12 protein-coding genes and 2 pseudogenes are annotated in these 18211 nt (G+C 34.9%); 8 read left to right on the plus strand and 6 right to left on the minus strand.

What is annotated here, in order from left to right:
- Nucleotides 1–197 precede the first annotated feature (197 nt).
- Nucleotides 198–2819 carry a valine--tRNA ligase gene (locus ABWU62_RS04975; protein WP_353287719.1) on the minus strand — a complete coding sequence of 874 codons (2622 nt, stop codon included), beginning with the start codon at nucleotides 2817–2819 and terminating at the stop codon, nucleotides 198–200.
- A 150-nt stretch (nucleotides 2820–2969) separates the two neighbouring features.
- Between ABWU62_RS04975 and ABWU62_RS04980 the strand changes: the two genes are divergently transcribed.
- Nucleotides 2970–3626 (plus strand): hypothetical protein, encoded by a 657-nt coding sequence (locus ABWU62_RS04980; RefSeq protein ID WP_353287720.1) that lies wholly within the window; start codon nucleotides 2970–2972, stop codon nucleotides 3624–3626.
- A gap of 96 nt (nucleotides 3627–3722) precedes the next feature.
- Here ABWU62_RS04980 and ABWU62_RS04985 read toward each other — a convergent pair.
- Nucleotides 3723–3953 (minus strand): annotated as a pseudogene (locus ABWU62_RS04985) (hypothetical protein); the annotation flags it as partial.
- 81 nt (nucleotides 3954–4034) lie between these two features.
- On the opposite strand from ABWU62_RS04985, the gene ABWU62_RS04990 reads away from it, so the two are divergent.
- Nucleotides 4035–5040, plus strand: a protein-coding gene (locus ABWU62_RS04990) for an IS630 family transposase (protein ID WP_353287646.1) whose coding sequence is annotated in 2 segments (ribosomal slippage) — nucleotides 4035–4496 and nucleotides 4498–5040 — 1005 coding nt in all. Because the reading frame shifts where the segments join, the coding sequence is not laid out codon by codon here.
- Nucleotides 5041–5205: 165 nt separating this feature from the next.
- On the opposite strand, the gene ABWU62_RS04995 is transcribed toward ABWU62_RS04990, so the two are convergent.
- A protein-coding gene (locus ABWU62_RS04995; RefSeq protein ID WP_353287261.1) for an IS630 family transposase occupies nucleotides 5206–6211 on the minus strand; the annotation gives its coding sequence in 2 pieces (ribosomal slippage) (nucleotides 5206–5748 and nucleotides 5750–6211; 1005 coding nt in all).
- A gap of 68 nt (nucleotides 6212–6279) precedes the next feature.
- Nucleotides 6280–7200: pseudogene (locus ABWU62_RS05000) on the minus strand (hypothetical protein); the annotation flags it as partial.
- 106 nt (nucleotides 7201–7306) lie between these two features.
- Here ABWU62_RS05000 and ABWU62_RS05005 point away from each other — a divergent pair.
- From ABWU62_RS05005 to ABWU62_RS05020, 4 genes are all read left to right on the plus strand, one after another.
- Nucleotides 7307–9067 carry an ABC transporter ATP-binding protein gene (locus tag ABWU62_RS05005; RefSeq protein WP_353288170.1) on the plus strand — a complete coding sequence of 587 codons (1761 nt, stop codon included), beginning with the start codon at nucleotides 7307–7309 and terminating at the stop codon, nucleotides 9065–9067.
- Nucleotides 9068–9359: 292 nt separating this feature from the next.
- Complete coding sequence (locus tag ABWU62_RS05010; RefSeq protein WP_353287721.1) at nucleotides 9360–10469, plus strand: PQQ-binding-like beta-propeller repeat protein; 1110 nt, start codon at nucleotides 9360–9362, stop codon at nucleotides 10467–10469.
- The gene (lpdA, locus tag ABWU62_RS05015) at nucleotides 10462–11841 is read left to right on the plus strand and encodes a dihydrolipoyl dehydrogenase (protein WP_353287722.1); all 1380 of its coding nucleotides are present in this window, start codon (nucleotides 10462–10464) and stop codon (nucleotides 11839–11841) included. Before ABWU62_RS05010 ends, lpdA begins: the two co-directional genes overlap by 8 nt.
- Before the next feature lie 2 nt (nucleotides 11842–11843).
- On the plus strand, nucleotides 11844–12908 hold the full coding sequence (locus ABWU62_RS05020) for a tyrosine-type recombinase/integrase (protein ID WP_353287723.1): 1065 nt from the start codon (nucleotides 11844–11846) through the stop codon (nucleotides 12906–12908).
- 213 nt (nucleotides 12909–13121) lie between these two features.
- On the opposite strand, the gene gatB is transcribed toward ABWU62_RS05020, so the two are convergent.
- Together gatB and pdhA are read right to left on the minus strand one after the other, a co-directional pair.
- Nucleotides 13122–14552, minus strand: a complete 1431-nt coding sequence (gatB, locus tag ABWU62_RS05025; protein ID WP_353287724.1) for an Asp-tRNA(Asn)/Glu-tRNA(Gln) amidotransferase subunit GatB — start codon at nucleotides 14550–14552, stop codon at nucleotides 13122–13124.
- A gap of 205 nt (nucleotides 14553–14757) precedes the next feature.
- Nucleotides 14758–15738, minus strand: a complete 981-nt coding sequence (gene pdhA / locus ABWU62_RS05030) for a pyruvate dehydrogenase (acetyl-transferring) E1 component subunit alpha (RefSeq protein WP_353287725.1) — start codon at nucleotides 15736–15738, stop codon at nucleotides 14758–14760.
- A gap of 65 nt (nucleotides 15739–15803) precedes the next feature.
- On the opposite strand from pdhA, the gene hemJ reads away from it, so the two are divergent.
- A complete protein-coding gene (hemJ, locus tag ABWU62_RS05035; protein ID WP_012481732.1) occupies nucleotides 15804–16232 on the plus strand; it encodes a protoporphyrinogen oxidase HemJ in 429 nt (142 codons plus the stop codon).
- Between the two features lie 154 nt (nucleotides 16233–16386).
- Nucleotides 16387–17898 (plus strand): HlyD family type I secretion periplasmic adaptor subunit, encoded by a 1512-nt coding sequence (locus tag ABWU62_RS05040; protein ID WP_353287726.1) that lies wholly within the window; start codon nucleotides 16387–16389, stop codon nucleotides 17896–17898.
- Nucleotides 17899–18211 lie beyond the last annotated feature (313 nt).

An 18211-nucleotide genomic window follows, 5' to 3' on the forward strand; every position in this document is an offset into this window, starting at 1 on the left:
AACTAGCTATAAAATAAAATTTATTATCTTTATTAAGTAAATTGCTCATCACCCATATACAAAGCTTCAGCAGTCTTGTATATATTGATTAAAATTGTCTTACCTATAGCTTATCTACTATATCCATAAGGCATAGCAATATTTTTCTAAAGGTGATAAACTAGTACTATTGATACTCGTATTCAAAACATATACAATCAATGTAAATCTATATCCACTACGTATTTCCCTTCTTCAGTTTTAGACTGCATCCACTCTATCGTTTCCACATTGCAAACTGCCTGCAAATCATCCTGCGCAGACTGATTTAACTTACTCTCTTCTGCATTTGCTTTTATCGTCAATTTTTTTATCAAGTGCTTAACTGATACGTTATTATCTGCTTTTATTTTTCTTACGAGGTTTAATATCTGCACGAAATTATCTCCCATTTCCTCTGAATATTTATCGTAGATAAGCTCTTCTTTGCTTGGCCAATTACTTTTATTGTGAACGGAGTTATAACTATACAACTGATGATATATTTCTTCTGTAATGTATGGCAAAAAGGGTGCAAATAACCGCAAAATAATATTGAGTACATATGCCAAACTCTGTTTCGCACTCATGTTTGCCTCGCTGTCCAATGCATCTCCATATGCACGTTTTTTAACTAACTCTAAGTAATTATCACAAAAATCTTTCCAAAAAAATTCTTCTATTGCGCTCAAAGCTTCGCAGTATTCAAACTGTAATAGGTTATTTGTTGCTCTTTCTATAACTTTGTATAACTTAGACAATATCCACTTATCCATCGTCTCACTGATGGAATTTATGCTCAATGCTTGATGTTTTTCCATAAACATGGAAACAAATTTGCTAGCATTCCAAAGTTTCGTAACAAGTCGTTTGCCAATTTTGAAGATATTTTCAGAGTAGACTGTGTCAACTCCAAGTCTTGAGTTTGCTGCCCAATAGCGTACTACGTCAGCTCCATAGGTTTCAAGCATTACATGAGGAGTGATGATATTACCTTTTGATTTACTCATCTTTTTTTTATCATCAGCCAAACACCAACCACTAATCATGATATTTTTCCACGGCAGTGAATCTGCATGATAATGTGCCTTCAAAATCGTATAAAAAGCCCAAGTTCTTATTATCTCATGGCTTTGGCTGCGCAGATCTGCAGGAAATATCTTATCATACCGATGGCTTGGTAAACCGAGCTCGCTTGTTACTGCCAGTGCATTTAGCTGAGGAGTGATTGCGCTTGTAGCCCAAGTATCCATCACATCTTGATCTGGAGTAATTTCCTCTTTGCTATAGCCTTTTGGCAAGCCTTTTAGTGGATCTATAGGTAAATCCTTTGCTTCAGCTAGAATGATTTTGCCTTCTTCTCCCTTACGTTTTGAGTACCACACTGGAAATGGCACACCAAAATAACGCTGTCTTGAGATGCACCAATCCCAACTTAGCCCTTCTATCCACACTTCCATGCGCTTACGCATAGATTCTGGATGCCAATTACATTCTCTTACTTTATCTAACATTTGAGCTTTTTGTTCTAAAATCTTGATAAACCACTGATAAGTAGGTAATATCTCGAGTGGCGCACCAGATCTTTCTGCACACTTTACGGAATGAGAAATGTTAGTACTTTCTATCAAAAGGCCCTTTTCACTCAAGATTTCAATTATTTTCTTTCTTGCTTCTTTAACCTTTAGTCCATGGATCCCAGTGTCAAGCACTGGGGGGTGTGTCTCCTCTATCATCTCATTAGCCCCTATAGTGTCATCCCAGTGCCCAGACACTGGGATCCATCCTTCTGTCCTTTTGTTACATGTTGGAATAGCACTATTACCAGCTTCTTCTGTCACCCAAGTAGCTGAAGCTTGCTTTTTTTCCTGGATTCCAGTGTCAAGCACTGGAATGACACCGTCACGGAGGTTCATCCTCCCATCCTGATCAATGATAATTGTCACCGGCAGATTATGCTTTTGCTGCCAATATACGTCGAGCTCATCACCAAATGTACAGCACATAACAAGTCCAGTGCCTTTATCTATTTTGACCTTATCATCAGCTATTATTGGAACGTTTGCCCCTGTGATTGCCACTATGGCTGTCTTCCCAATCAGCTGAGTATAGCGTTCATCCTTTGGATGACAAAAAACCGCAACGCATGCTGGAAGCAACTCAGGTCGTGTAGTTGCGATGTGAATCTGCTCATTTTTTTCAGTGGAAAAAACTATCGTGTTCAAAGATGACTCAAAGACTTTATCTTCTATTTCCGCTTGCGCAATTGCGGTTTTATCAACTGGATCCCAAAGAATAGGTTGCATTTTCCTGCATACATACCCTTTATTATATAGATCAACAAACGACATTTGAGAAAGTGCTACAGCTTCCTTGCTGATCGTGTGGTATTCCAAACTCCAATCATAACTAATGCCGACCGATTTAAACAATTCCTTGAATTCTTGTTTTGACTTTTCAATAACTTCATGGCACATCTCTATAAATTTTTCTCTGCCAACTTCTTTTGCGCGGGTTTTATAGATTTGCTCAACTAACCTTTCAGTGGGAAGCCCATTATCATCAAACCCAATTGGATAGAATACATCTTTTCCCAGCATACGCTGAAACCTTGCAATAAAATCTGCGTGGCAATAGCTGAATATATGACCAATGTGCAACTTTCCTGATATTGTTGGTGGGGGCGTATCTATAGTGAAAATGTTATCCTTTTCACCATTCCATTTATAAATTTTACTTCCTTCCCATAATATGTTGTATTTATTTTCAATTTCTCTAAAGCTATATTTTTCTTCTAACATAAATACTTCTTAAGTTTTAAGCTCTAAGTTAGCACAATTGAGTAAATGCAGCAATTTTAATGTCTGCTCTTTTAGTTTATGATACAAAATTTTCTTGATTTTATAATTTTAAATGTATTACATAATAAATTTTTAGTATTGAGGTTTGTTATGCCTGATTTTGAATTTTCTGATTTACAAGATCTTGTTAATGCTCTATACGATTCATACTATTTACCCTCCAATGGAAAAATAAAACTAGCAGAATTGCTTGAAGACGTGTTGGAACTAAAAGGTAAAAAAAGCCCGGAAGAGGCAATAGCTACATTAAAAAGCAAAATAAGAAATGAACTAGAAAATAAAGTATCAAATGAAATGAAACAAAAGATAGGTAAGCTTGAGCAGCTAGAGGCGGAAAATAAAGACTTACAAACTAAAAAGGATAAGGCTGAACGGTTAAATAGATCCTTAGAATATGCAAGGAAGACAGGTCAGAACGAAAATATAGAATTAAAAGCTGAAAAAAATAAACTAAATACTCAAATCCAGCATTCACAGCAAGAAAAGAAAATATTAGAAGTCAAAAATGAAGCAAATAAACAACTAAAAGAAAAAACAACATACATCGCTACTGCTAGTACTGGTCTTGCTGTTGGGTTAGTAGTGTATATTACACTTGAACATACAACTAAATTGGACATGTGGTTAATCGTTGTTATAGCAACAGTATCTGCATTCTTAGCTGGTAGTTTAATAATGAAACCTAGCTTTCAAGTAAATGGAACACAAGAACCACAAGGAGTAGCAAATGAGAGTTCAATAACTTGACATCTATCTTCTCATACTTGAAGCAAGTTATTTAAACCATAATACAAAGTAAGTATGGTAATTTTACACTAAAATTTTTAGTTTTATTTCTGTGGGTTAGTTGGTACGAGCCTTGCCTTTAAGAAGATGTAAAATCACAATTATTACGAATAACATTCCACCAATAACTGATATAGCTCCACCCGTAATAAAACAAGCACGTGCCAACATTGATGAAACACTTGGCAGATCTGCAACTTTTCTTAAGGCACCATATCCACCAAGCCAAACAAGTCCAGTAATGTGGAGAAAATGTCCCGAGCTATATGCATAAATCTGTAATCTTATACCAATTCCCGCTATACAAGCAACGAATAGACAATAATGGAAAAAAAGCCATACTGGAGTAAGTAAAATAGCGAGGTTTAGATGGCATTAAGATCAAAATTATTGGATGAAAAAGTGGTGGAATCAGCAAAAGAGATGCTGAAGAAAGTAAGAAATAATGCGTATGTTGCAAAAAAACTAAATGCTGTAATTGCAGCAAAAAAGCACAGTATAACAGCTGTAGCAAAAATATGTTGCATTTCGAGAAAGGCAATTACTACATGGATAAAGCACATAAAATTTGGAAGAGAAGAAAAATTATTTTCTCCACCTCAACGTCGTAGAAAAACTATATTGAACCAAAGTCAACTTGAACAAATTGAGGTGTGGATGGAGGAAAACCCCAATATTACTATTAGAGAAATGAGAATAAGAATCCAAGAAAGATTTGGTTTGAATATCAGCAAATCCACAATACATCGTAATATGCAAAGAATGAAATTCTCATATATCACACCAAGACCAGTTCATAGTGGACAGGATAAAAATAAGCAAGAGGAGTTTAAAAAAAAACCTCAATGAAACTATTGTCATGCATTCTGAAAAAGAGCTATTTTTCTTCGATGAATCACGGTTTGGTACACATTCAAAAGTTGGACATGGGTGGTTTAAAAAAGGCAGTAGGACACAGGTTAAGGTAAAATTAGGTAGGGAAAATTTTTATCTCTATAGTGCAGTTAATCCCAGAAATGGAGAGAATTTTAGCTTATTTGCACCAAACGTCAACACTGCTTGTATAAATATATTCCTTGAACAGATGTCGCAATATTTAGGAATACGAAAGGCTTTTCTCGTGATGGATTGCGCTAGTTGGCATAAGTCAAAAAGTTTAAAGATACCTAAAAATATCGAAATTATATACCTACCACCATACTCACCTGACCTCAATCCTGTTGAGAGGTTTTGGTTATATATAAAACAGAACATTTTGCGCAATAAAATCTACGATACAATTGTTCTGCTTGAGAGCGCTTTGTGTAAATTTATTACCTCTCTTTCCCCTTCCACGGTTAAACAACTCTGCAATGCTTCTTATTTGGTTCATTAATAATGAGAGTTGGTATAACTATTGAAGGAAATGTCACTATCCCTGCGCATTATCATGGTTCTGTAGTTGGTATTACTATAGCTTTTATGAATTTTGTCTACTGGCTGTTACCAAAATTGGGCTGTAAAGAAATAAAAAGCTCCATAGTAATACCAACTCTCATTATTAATGAACCAAATAAGAAGCATTGCAGAGTTGTTTAACCGTGGAAGGGGAAAGAGAGGTAATAAATTTACACAAAGCGCTCTCAAGCAGAACAATTGTATCGTAGATTTTATTGCGCAAAATGTTCTGTTTTATATATAACCAAAACCTCTCAACAGGATTGAGGTCAGGTGAGTATGGTGGTAGGTATATAATTTCGATATTTTTAGGTATCTTTAAACTTTTTGACTTATGCCAACTAGCGCAATCCATCACGAGAAAAGCCTTTCGTATTCCTAAATATTGCGACATCTGTTCAAGGAATATATTTATACAAGCAGTGTTGACGTTTGGTGCAAATAAGCTAAAATTCTCTCCATTTCTGGGATTAACTGCACTATAGAGATAAAAATTTTCCCTACCTAATTTTACCTTAACCTGTGTCCTACTGCCTTTTTTAAACCACCCATGTCCAACTTTTGAATGTGTACCAAACCGTGATTCATCGAAGAAAAATAGCTCTTTTTCAGAATGCATGACAATAGTTTCATTGAGGTTTTTTTTTAAACTCCTCTTGCTTATTTTTATCCTGTCCACTATGAACTGGTCTTGGTGTGATATATGAGAATTTCATTCTTTGCATATTACGATGTATTGTGGATTTGCTGATATTCAAACCAAATCTTTCTTGGATTCTTATTCTCATTTCTCTAATAGTAATATTGGGGTTTTCCTCCATCCACACCTCAATTTGTTCAAGTTGACTTTGGTTCAATATAGTTTTTCTACGGCATTGAGGTGGAGAAAATAATTTTTCTTCTCTTCCAAATTTTATGTGCTTTATCCATGTAGTAATTGCCTTTCTCGAAATGCAACATATTTTTGCTACAGCTGTTATACTGTGCTTTTTTGCTGCAATTACAGCATTTAGTTTTTTTGCAACATACGCATTATTTCTTACTTTCTTCAGCATCTCTTTTGCTGATTCCACCACTTTTTCATCCAATAATTTTGATCTTAATGCCATCTAAACCTCGCTATTTTACTTACTCCAGTATGGCTTTTTTTCCATTATTGTCTATTCGTTGCTTGTATAGCGGGAATTGGTATTAGCACTCCAAGCACACCTCCATAAATGAACAATACAAACGAATGAAGCAAATAATTACTGAGCAGAGTTTTTATATTGCGATACACTAATATTGTTAAAAAGCACGGCAGAACTGCTCCAGCAATTCTCATATGCCAGGTAAAAAACTGTATTAACTCAGTACTATCAACTGGATAGATAAAGTATATAAACGGTGCACCTACAGCCAAAATTGTGTTCATAAATAGTGGTAAAATGGTAATTTTATTTAGGCTAATATCACTAATTATCAAATAAACTAAAAACATTCCTTGAGCAAAGGCAAATTGCAGCAAGTGTCCGCCTCCCCAGAAGAGATATTCATAAAATAAATTCTTATCCAAGTGATATAGAGCTAGAGGCATGTTTTTATGTGCTAAAACAAAGCACAGAAATGATGATACAAGTATAATAACTAGTCCAATTTGCCCAACGGAGGCTTGTTTATTCGATATGTAGGTAAGAGCTGCATTTATCAATATGCTGGCAGCAAACAGACTGAGTCCAAACAAGAACAATTTGTTTTGTAATACGGGAATATAGTTACTTTTGATAACTTCAGTATTTGGAACAAATGCGGATATAAACATCAGCAACATGGAAAGGGTCGATAGAGCCCATAAAAAGTTGAGCCATTTACTGGTGTTTTCTAGATTTATGATAAAGAACAGAGATATTATGGAGCACATCCACACCAAAATTGATAAATTCACGTGTATCACCAGTGCATTATCAAAAATATATTGTGCAGAGGGAATTAGAGAGGAAATGAAAGGCAATCGTAAAAAAATAACAATTATTGATAGTAAACCAGAGCAAGCAAGGGCAAGTACTGCCAATAACATCCATTGCCTGCAAAGAGGAGCATTATTTTGTATGTTGAGCATGGTCTTTCTTGCTTTTGATTGCTATAATACAAGACAGTGTACATTTTTTAAAGTGATATGCGTAGCTCAAATGAATAACATCTCAACAATATCTTTTATCCTGAAAATGCTGCGTCCATTTCCATTTCATATTGGGGTAGTATTACTGACAGCGTTAGTCTGGGCTATCGATATTTCCTTTAATCCATACTTAATAAAAGTCATTATAGATCGTGTTTCAACATCAGATGCAAATGATCTTTTTCGTAATATAGCAACTCCTATCGTATTCTATGTACTAATATTATTTTCACTTGAGTGCTTTACTAGATTATACGGTTATTTTTTTGAAATTAAGATGATTCCTAATCTTCGTAAAAACATTGTTAAATCAAGTATTGACACATTATTAGATCAAGATAGTAGCTACTACCAAAATAACTTCTCTGGCAGCCTTGCTAACAAAGTCAATAATTTAACAAACTATATTCCTGATGTCGTGCAAATTGCGCTTGATAGACTTGTAGCTCGCGCATTAGCACTTGGTATCGGAATTTATTTTTTGTGGCAAGTGAATATTTACTTTGCCTTGTTAATGTTAACTTGGTCAGCATTATTTGTTTTGTCTTCTCTCTTACTTGCAGGAAAGATAGCGTATCTTGCAGATGCGTGGTCAGAGCTCGGTTCAAGCATTACTGGTAAAATGGTAGATGTATTCTCAAATATCATGTCTGTAAGGTTATTTGCCAGCAAAGACCAAGAAAAATTATCCTTGCGATCCACTCATAGTGAAGCTGTTAAAGCAGAGCAAAAACTTCAGTGGTTATACATGTGGATTTTCATTTTCTATGGCTTCTCATTTGCGATCATGCAAATACTTAATTTATATCTCTTGGTTAAAGGAAGAGAACAAGAGTTAATTACTACTGGAGATTTTGCTTTTGTTATGACTATTAATATAGCAATAGCTAATTTTTTTTGGATGATAGCCAAAAACTTCTCACAATTTTCTAAATCGTGGGGAAGGATTACTCAGGCTTTGAGGACGATTACCTCAATTCCCAAAATCCAAGATCAGCCAAATGCTGTAGATCTAGTCATTAAAAAAGGGGAAATTAGTTTTGATAAAGTTCATTTTCGTTATAAAGATGAAGAGCCAATATTTGAAAACAAATCCATGATAATTGAGTCTGGTCAAAGAGTAGGACTTGTTGGTTATTCAGGTGGTGGTAAATCAACATTTGTAAACCTAATCCTCCGGCTTTATGATATAAAATCTGGAAAAGTTTCAATTGACGGACAAGATATTCGAAATGTAACTCAGGATTCTCTGCACAAAAGTATTGGAATGATCCCACAAGATCCATCGCTTTTTCATAGGACTCTAATGGAAAATATTCGCTACGGTAAAGTAGATGCTAGTGATGATGAAGTAATAGAAGCTGCCAAACGTGCACATGCTCATGAATTCATTTCAAAATTGTTCCAAGGTTATGAGTCACTCGTTGGCGAAAGAGGTATCAAACTTTCGGGAGGACAGAGACAACGTATTGCAATTGCCAGAGCTATTTTAAAAAATGCTCCTATATTAATTCTTGATGAAGCAACTTCACAACTTGATTCTGTGACTGAAAGCGATATTCAAAAATCTCTGTGGGAGTTGATGCAAGGTAAAACTACAATAGTGATAGCCCATCGCCTATCTACACTTTTGCACATGGATCGTATTTTAGTATTTGATCAAGGTAAAGTTGTGGAAGATGGTACTCACCAAGAGCTTCTTGATGAAAATGGAATGTATAAAACTCTATGGGATGCACAAGTTGGCGGGTTTTTGCCGGATAAAAAGAAAAGTGAATGTATTCAGTGTGTTGAAGAACAACAATAAGAAATTTTTGTTTAGTAGTATTTATTACGCTCATAAAAATTAATTGTGTGGCCCACAAAGATAAGGATATCATCTTTCTCCTCACTTTTTATTTTTCATACCTCTTCTCTTCTACCTTTGTGTATTAAGCTATATGTAAACAGTGCTTCCGAATTCTTTATAATTAATCCATACTACCATACTCTGGGAGCATACATATTCATAAACCAGTGTTTCAACGTACAATGGGAACATTTTCGTTGTGATTTAGGTTTCTAGTATGTATATTAATAAATCTTGTTTTCACTAAATAATGAAAATAATAATTGTCATGATAATGTTATTGTATAGTAACTATACAATGGCAAACGGACGAATAAGTCTGGTAGATAAAAAATTATCTCAAGGATATGTAGCTCCAATACTTACAGAAAATAGCGTTATTTTACCAGACAAGCACGGTACCTTATATTCCTTTGATGTCGATAACCCAAGAGTTATAAATTGGAAATTATACCTCTCAAGTAGAAAAAAAATTGGTAATATGAGTCTATCGAGCTACAAAGAAAATGTTTTCTTTGTAGTGGATAACATTCTACACACAATAGACGCAAAGACAGGGGAGATTCAATGGGAAAAAGAATTAAGATCTCCGGTAAGAGGGAAAACAGTAGTAATAAACAATAAATTGGTAGTATTGACTATTGATAACTATCTGCATATGTTTGGTATAAAAGATGGCAGCCCCATTTGGGCTTATCAAAATGGTATCAATGAGGTTCGAGGTTTGTATTCCATATCACCAGCTATCTCTAATGATAAAATAATAGCACCATTTTCAAATGGTGAATTAATAGCTTTTAATGAAGAAGGTAAAAAATTGTGGAGCCAAAAATTGGCTACCAACCTTTTGGATACACAGCTTACAGATGTAACTACTACACCTAGAGTGCACGATAAAATTTTAATAGCTACAAGTAACTCTTATATTTACGGTATTGATGTAAAATCAGGAAATATTTTATGGTCAAAGCCACTACAAGTAAAAAGTGTATCAGACATTGAGTCATATTATAGTCCTCTTATTCCTGTAGAGAAACAAAAAGAAGGTGGAAGAATTTTTATAGTGACTAAAGATGATAAAATAATCGGCATCGATATACAAAGTGGAAAAACAGTTTGGACATCTGATTTTATAGAGAATGTGCAATTATTTGCTCCAATTATTTATGCCCATACGCTTTGGGTAACAAGTAATAAAGGTTCAATATTTGCTTTTCCTGGATCTGAAAGTACAGGAAGGGTAATTAAAATACCTGGTAATGTGTTTCATACTCCAGTGTTTACCCATGATAAAATATATGTAACAACTGAAGGAAATGGTGTTTATTCTTTAGAAAATAGGTTTGTTCTTTATGACTGATTATGATTTGATTGTTATAGGTGGTGGCCCAGGTGGTTACAAATGCGCTATTGCTGCTGCAAAACTTGAACTCAAAGTTGCTTGTATAGACAAAAATAGCATTTTTGGTGGTACCTGTTTGCGAGTTGGATGTATACCATCAAAAGCACTACTCCATTCCTCTTATCAGTATGCTCATACGAAAAACGATCTGTCAAAGCTTGGCATAAAAATTAAGGATGTAAGTTTCGATCTAAAAGAAATGCTAGGCTATAAAGACGCTAGAGTTCAGGAACTTGGAAAAGGCATAGAATATCTGTTTAACCTTTATAAAATCACTAAAATCAATGGACTTGGAAAAATTACTTCTTTTGACGAAGGTAATCTTGAAGTTTCAGTTGAAGGTAAGGTACTCAAGGCAAAAAATATAGTCATTGCAACGGGTTCTGATGTTATTTCTCTTCCAGAAATTGACATTGATGAGAAAAATATTATTTCATCGACTGGCGCATTATCTCTTACTGAAGTGCCAAAAAAGCTTGTTGTGATTGGAGCTGGGGCAATAGGGCTTGAAATGTCTTCTGTATGGAGCAGGTTAGGGTCTGAAGTCACTATAGTAGAGTTTTTTGATAGAATCGTTGCAGCAATGGACGGAGAATTAAGCAAGTCTCTGCTTTCTAGTCTACAAAAGCAGGGAATAAAGTTTTTACTTGGTACTAAAGTTGAAGAAATAAAACAAAGTAGTAACTCTTTAAATGTGAAAACTTGTTCTGTAAAAGATAACCAAACAAATACTATAGAGGCGGATAAGGTACTAGTTGCAGTAGGGCGTAAGCCATGCACTGAGGGTCTTGAAAAAATAGAAAAAGATAATCGCGGTTTCGTTCAAGTTAACAACAGATATGAAACTAATGTGAAAGGAATATTTGCTATTGGTGATGTGATTGGTGGAGCAATGCTTGCTCATAAAGCAGAGGAAGAAGGAGTGGCAGTTGCAGAGATAATAGCAGGACAGTCACCTCACGTTGATTATGAAATTATACCATCTGTCATTTACACTCACCCTGCGGTTTCTTCGATCGGTAAAGCCGAAGAGGAACTCAAAAATGCTGGCTATAAGTACAAAGTTGGTAAATGTCAATTTGCTGCAAACGGCAGAGCAAAAATCACTGATGATGCTGAAGGATTCGTGAAAGTTCTGACTTGTAGCAAAGCAGATACAATACTCGGTGTGCATATCATAGGAGCATATGCTGATACGCTAATCAACGAAGCAGCGGTTGCAATGGCATATGGCGCAGCAGCAGAGGATATATACAGAATTTGTCACTCTCATCCTGATATAAATGAAGCCTTTCGAGATGCATGCATCGATGCTTTCTTTAAAAAGTAACTGTGGACCTCGGTTCAATCATTGAAAAATGGTATGATTGGCTAAAGTACAACAGGTCTTACTCACCAAACACTTTGGAGTCATACATGAGGGACCTCAAGGATCTTATAAGTTTCCTAAATACTCACATTGGTGAAGAAGTAAATGTTGGCTCTCTGGAAAAATTAAGCATACCTGAACTGAGGAGTTGGTTTACCTCTCGTTATGCAAGAGGTGTAAATGCGAGATCTAACACTCGCGCATTATCAGTAATCAGAAATTTTTTCAAATATATAAAAAACAATTATGAAATAAATAATGAAGCGGTATTTTCTTTATCAAGGCCAATTCAGAGAAGAACTCTACCTAAAGCACTTTCAATACCTGATATAAAAACTTTAGTAGACTTTTTCTTACATAACCACTATTTACACGGGGCTCACTCTTCTTTGTCATCTCAGTGCTTGACACTGGGATCCAGAAAAAAAGAAGAATGGATCCCAGTGTCAAGCACTGAGATGACAGGAGGCAACGCAAAAACTTTAGTGAAAGAAACGGAATTATCTGACCTGGGCGAGCCTTGGGTGGTAAAAAGAGAAATTGCAATTATCGTTCTGCTATATGGTACGGGCTTAAGAATCACTGAAGCATTGAATCTTAAGGTTAGTGATATTAGCAATGAAAGTTTAATAGTAACAGGTAAGGGAGATAAACAAAGGCAGGTATTTATTCTTCCAGTAGTAAAAAAGTGTATACAAAAATATATAAAAGCTTGTCCCCACTTTGACGAAGCGGGACATCTTTTTGTGGGGGTAAGAGGAAAAAAATTGGGAAGAACTTATGTTGCTAATCGTTTGCAAAAAATAAGAAGATTTTTAAACTTACCAGAAATTTTATCTCCACATGCATTTCGCCATAGTTTTGCTACTCATTTGCTTAAGGAAGATATTGACATAAGATCAATACAACAGCTGCTTGGCCACTCAAGCCTTGAAACTACTCAAGTTTACACTCACCTAGATTATCAAGATGTCTTCAATATGTATAAAAACTTTCAGAAGAGTTTGAATAAAAAATCGAAATCTTAACTTCGTCTTAAATCGATAATATTGCCGAACTGAGTGCTTGCAACATCATTCAGTACTGTACTTGCTTTATATAAGCAATAGTGACCAGCAGAGAAGAAAGCAAAAACGTTTTGCAAAAGGTTATGAATGAAAGAGAATAGACAGCAGAATTTAAATTAGAAGCTATGTAAAGAAATAAGTCAAGCAAATAGCAAAAGATCTGGGACCATACACCTAGGCACTCAATTTTAATTTTTCACTCAAAACCAAGTTCACGACATCAGGGCTGGCTTTTCCCTTGGTGAATTTCATTGCTTCACCAATAAAGAAACCATACAATCTTGTTTTACCACTCTTGTATTCTTGAACTTTATCTTGGTTGTTATTGATGATTTTATCTATTACCTCTGAGATTTGACATTTGTCAGTTATTTGTTTGAGATCTTGCTCTTTTATAATAAGGGATGCAGGCTTTCCAGTTTCAAACATAATATCAAAAACTTGTTTACCAAGTTTAGCAGAGATCGTTCCATCAACGATAAAATCTAAGAGTTCGGACAAAGCATTTGCTTTGATTGGGGAGCTCACAATATCAATATTTGCTTTATTTAAACGACCGAAAAGCTCTACAGTCAACCAGGTGACCGCGAGCTTTGAATCATGCTTTTTTGCTAATTTTTCAAAATAATCGGCAATTTCTTTATCAGAAGTGATAACGTCTGCATCATATTTATTGATACCTAGTTCCTCTATGTATCGAAGTTTTTTTTGATCTGGCAACTCGGGTAAAGATGATTTAATAGAATCAATTTTGTCTTGGCTTATTTCAACAGGTAGCAAATCAGGTTCAGGGAAATATCTATAGTCACTTGAATCTTCTTTGCTTCTCATCACTTTTGTTTTTCCTAAAGTGACATCAAACAATAAGGTATCTTGACTTATTTCTCGTCCGCTTTCCAAAATTTTGATCTGCCTTTGTGCTTCATAATCTATAGCTTGTACAATATAACGTATTGAATTTAAGTTTTTTATTTCACAACGAGTGCCAAATGTGCTACTACCCTTTGGGCGAACAGAAACATTTGCATCACAGCGAAGTGACCCCTTTTCCATATCACCATCACATGAACCGATGTAACGCAAAATCTGCCTCAATTTTTTCATGAATTCTGCAGCTTCTGCAGATGAACGAAGATCTGGCTCTGAAACAATTTCCATTAAAGCAACACCTGCACGATTTAAATCCACATAAGTTTTGCTTTCCTCATGAACGCTCTTTCCTGCGTCTTGCTCTAAATGAATTCTCGCAATTCTTATTTCCTTTTCATTGTCATTGATAAATACTCTACCATTTTTAACTATTGGCTCAAAGAACTGGGTTATTTGATAACCTTGTGGTAAATCGGGATAAAAATAATTTTTCCGATCAAAGTAAGAACACTTATTAATTTCTGCAGAAAGTGCAAGACCGGTGCGTATTGCTTGCTCTATGCAGATATAATTTAATACTGGTAGTGTACCTGGCATTGCTGCATCAACTAAAGAAACTTGAGTATTGTGCTCAGTGCCAAATTCCGTTAGTGAACTAGAAAATAGCTTTGTCTTAGAAGAAACCTGAGCGTGTACCTCAAGTCCAATTACTGTCTCCCAGTTTTCTTTTGTCATGTATTTTATTCAATTAATAACTTTATATTCTGCAAACTAGCACAAAAAGTCAAATAAAACTCATTTAACCTATGATCCAAGAGCGGTGTATATCAATAATATAAGAGTTACTACAGTTTCTATTGACTAGGCTGTTATATAATAAAGTTAAGTGCTGCCAAAAAATATCTATAGTAGGCCAAAACATAATTTTGATGGCAACTGATTAGCTAACAAATTTATAAACATCAGTATATAGTTCATCAACGCCTGGCTCTTTACTATTTTTAGCAAAATCTTCTGACTTTTTTACTAAATCTCGTATTTCCTTATCAATAGCTTTGCATTCTTCATCAGAAGCGATTTTATTGTCTGTTATATACTGCTTTAAGGTGCTTATAGGATCATGATTTTGCTTCATATCTTCAACTTCTTCTTTTGAGCGATAAGTAGCAGGATCTGACATCGAATGGCCACGATATCTATATGTCTTCATTTCAAGCAAGAGAGGTCCTTTTCCCCCACGTACGTGCTCAGCTATTTCACTTGTTATCTCATAGACAGAGAAAAAATCCATTCCATCAACTTGTTTTCCAGGAATACCAAAACTCTCTCCTCTTTTATATAGTTCAGTTACTAAAGTTGATCTTTGCACAGAAGTTCCCATTGCGTATTCGTTATTTTCTATTATATAAACCACAGGTAACTTCCACAAAGATGCCATATTAAATGATTCATATACTTGTCCTTGATTTGCAGCACCGTCACCAAAATATGTGAATACAACGTTATCTTTTTTCTTGTATTTATTAGCAAATGCTATTCCTGTACCAATTGGGACTTGTGCACCTACTATTCCATGTCCACCAAAGAAATTTTTTTCAACATCAAATATGTGCATGGAGCCACCTTTACCTTTTGAACACCCTGTTTCTTTGCCGTTTAGTTCTGCCATCACAACATTCGGATCAGAATTACATGCAAGCATTAAGCCATGGTCTCTATAGCTTGTGATAAAAGCATCACCAGATTTTGATGCAGCTTGAGTCCCAACTGCAACTGCTTCTTGCCCTATTGATAAGTGACAGAATCCGCCTATTAATCCCATTCCGTATAATTGTCCTGCTTTTTCCTCAAATCTGCGTATGAGAAGCATTTTTCTGTAGAATCCAATCACCTGTTCTTTAGTGAAATTTTCTTCTTTCATATTGACTTTCTTTTATTAAATTGAGATCATACCAGAAATTTTTAACATTTTATAATACTATCTATATGGACTACTATCACTGGCTTGAAGCTTTTCACGTTATCTCTGTAATTATGTGGGTGGCAGGTATGCTCTATTTGCCAAGGCTTTATGTTTACCATGCATCTGTAAAACCAGGGTCAGAAAATGACAGCTTACTTCAAATAATGGAGAAGAGACTCCTTAGATATATCATAAACCCTGCAATGCTTTTCTCCCTTAGTTTTGGAATTATGCTAATGATTATTAGGGAAGCATATCGCGAAGGGTGGTTTCATGTAAAAGCGCTAGCATTATTCTTAATGTTTGCTATTCATGTCCTACTTGCAAAACATAGGAAAAATTTTGCAGTGGGCTTGAATAAGAAAACTCACGTTTATTTTCGTGTTTTAAACGAAGCAGTAACAGTGTTAATAATAATTATAGTTATTATGGTTATTGTAAAACCTTTTTGATTTTCTAGCCTAATGCTGAACCATTGAATGGAGTATAAGAATTGTTACTAAATAGTTTATTCTGATGTTCTATAGTCTAAGTAAAGTACTTAAGGTATAGATTCTTTGTTTTTGTGTGTTATCCTGGTTAACAAGAATTCGCAGTAGTATCATAATGAGTAAGTTAAAAAAGCTTAGTGCTGGACTTTCTTTGACAGGCCTGATTGGTAGTGATGATATAGATATGCAAAGGGCAGGAAATAGAAAGAAGAAATATCAATTTTTGGATAAGACGTTCGCATGGATTGATGCGATGATAAATTTTATTTTTAAACGTGAGAGTAATAACGTAAATGAAGTCCTAAAAGTCACATGGGGACCACTATTTTTTGGTTTAGTGGTGATATTCATCTTTTTTGGAATAGGTGGTATTTGGTCAGCTATAGCTCCAATTGACGGAGCAGTGCATGCAAGTGGAGAAGTTATTGTCTCTTCAAATAGAAAAATAGTGCAACACTTGGGTGGGGGAATAATAAGCAAAATTTTAGTAAAAGAAGGTCAAGCAGTTAAGAAAGATGAGCCTTTAGTTTTATTAAGTGATGTTAACGAAAAGGCAAATTTGAGTATAATTAAAGAAAAACTCTTATCGTTTTTGGCAACTGAAGCAAGACTTATTGCAATTAGGGGAGACTTAGATACGCTAGAATTTTCTGACGAGGTTAAAAAATTGTCGGACGATGAACTTGTAAGTAAAGCGATAAAGAATCAAGTAAAGTTATTCAACTCTCAGAGAAAGAGCATATTGGGAAAAACAGACATACTGCAACAACGTATAAAGCAGTTAAATGATGAATTAGCGGGGCTAAACTTTCAACTAAATGCAGCTCATAAGCAATATGACTTGATAACTGAGGAGCTGGAAACAAAAAGACAATTACTTAATAGTGGACATATAAGCAAACCACACATCTTAGCTTTAGAAAAACAGTTTGCTGAAATTGAGGGCAGAGTTGGGCATTATCGTTCTGCAATATCTCAAGTGCAGCAAAAAATTGGAGAAAATGAGTTAGAGATTATAAATGTGAAGAATGATGCTCAAGAAAGAGCAAATGCCGAACTTAAGGAAGTTAATACATCTATTGCAGACTTAAAAGAGAGGCTGATGGTTGCCGAAGATTCATTAGCACGTACAATAATTAAATCACCTCAAGATGGTATAGTTACAGATATAAGGTACCACACTGAAGGTGGTGTTATACAATCTGGAGTTCCAATCATGAGTATAGTACCATCAGATGATGATTTAATAATAGATGCTAAAGTTCTAACCAGAAACATAGAAGAGATACTGTCAGCAAAAAAGAAAGATAGCAATATAGTCTCTATCGACGGACTAGAAGGGCTGAAAGTTAAAGTAAGGCTGAGCGCTTATAGTGCACGTCGCTTAAGTTTAATTAACGGTATAGTAAATCATATTTCTCCTGATGCTCTTGATGATCCAAGAATGGGGCGTTATTATTCAGTGCGAGTAGTGATACCAAAATCAGAACTTGCTCAATTTAAAAACGTATACCTATATCCTGGTATGCCAGCAGAAGTGTACATAGTTACTCAATCCCGTACTCTTTTATCGTTCTTGTTTACGCCTATACTTGCAACATTCGACAGGTCTTTCATAGAGAGATAATTTATTTGGCTTTTCTAAAAAATTTGTTTACAGAGTTTGATATGCAAAAAAATTTACACACAAGTAGTGTATTATTTTATAATTATTTTCTATAATATGTAAATCTTTGATTTAAGATGCAAATGCTAACGTAAACATTAAAGGTTAATTAGTAAACTCAGCTGTATAATAGAATTAAAGGAATTAGTAAGATTTTTACCTTAATGAATTATAAATAGACAAACTTACCTAAAGTTTAATAGTGTCTGTTACTGCTTTTAGGTGTGAGGCTAGAGGGTTATTAGCAATAACAGACACTATTAAACTTATTATA

Origin of the sequence: Wolbachia endosymbiont (group B) of Gerris lacustris (assembly GCF_964028355.1) — a bacterium.
In the GTDB taxonomy this organism is placed as follows: domain Bacteria; phylum Pseudomonadota; class Alphaproteobacteria; order Rickettsiales; family Anaplasmataceae; genus Wolbachia.

Coding starts and splice junctions, on each gene's coding strand:
- ABWU62_RS04975 (WP_353287719.1), bottom strand. CDS start 2,819: ATGTTAGAAGAAAAATATAGCTTTAGAGAAATTGAAAATAAATACAAC.
- ABWU62_RS04980 (WP_353287720.1), top strand. CDS start 2,970: ATGCCTGATTTTGAATTTTCTGATTTACAAGATCTTGTTAATGCTCTA.
- ABWU62_RS05005 (WP_353288170.1), top strand. CDS start 7,307: ATGCTGCGTCCATTTCCATTTCATATTGGGGTAGTATTACTGACAGCG.
- ABWU62_RS05010 (WP_353287721.1), top strand. CDS start 9,360: ATGAAAATAATAATTGTCATGATAATGTTATTGTATAGTAACTATACA.
- lpdA (WP_353287722.1), top strand. CDS start 10,462: ATGACTGATTATGATTTGATTGTTATAGGTGGTGGCCCAGGTGGTTAC.
- gatB (WP_353287724.1), bottom strand. CDS start 14,552: ATGACAAAAGAAAACTGGGAGACAGTAATTGGACTTGAGGTACACGCT.
- pdhA (WP_353287725.1), bottom strand. CDS start 15,738: ATGAAAGAAGAAAATTTCACTAAAGAACAGGTGATTGGATTCTACAGA.
- hemJ (WP_012481732.1), top strand. CDS start 15,804: ATGGACTACTATCACTGGCTTGAAGCTTTTCACGTTATCTCTGTAATT.
- ABWU62_RS05040 (WP_353287726.1), top strand. CDS start 16,387: ATGAGTAAGTTAAAAAAGCTTAGTGCTGGACTTTCTTTGACAGGCCTG.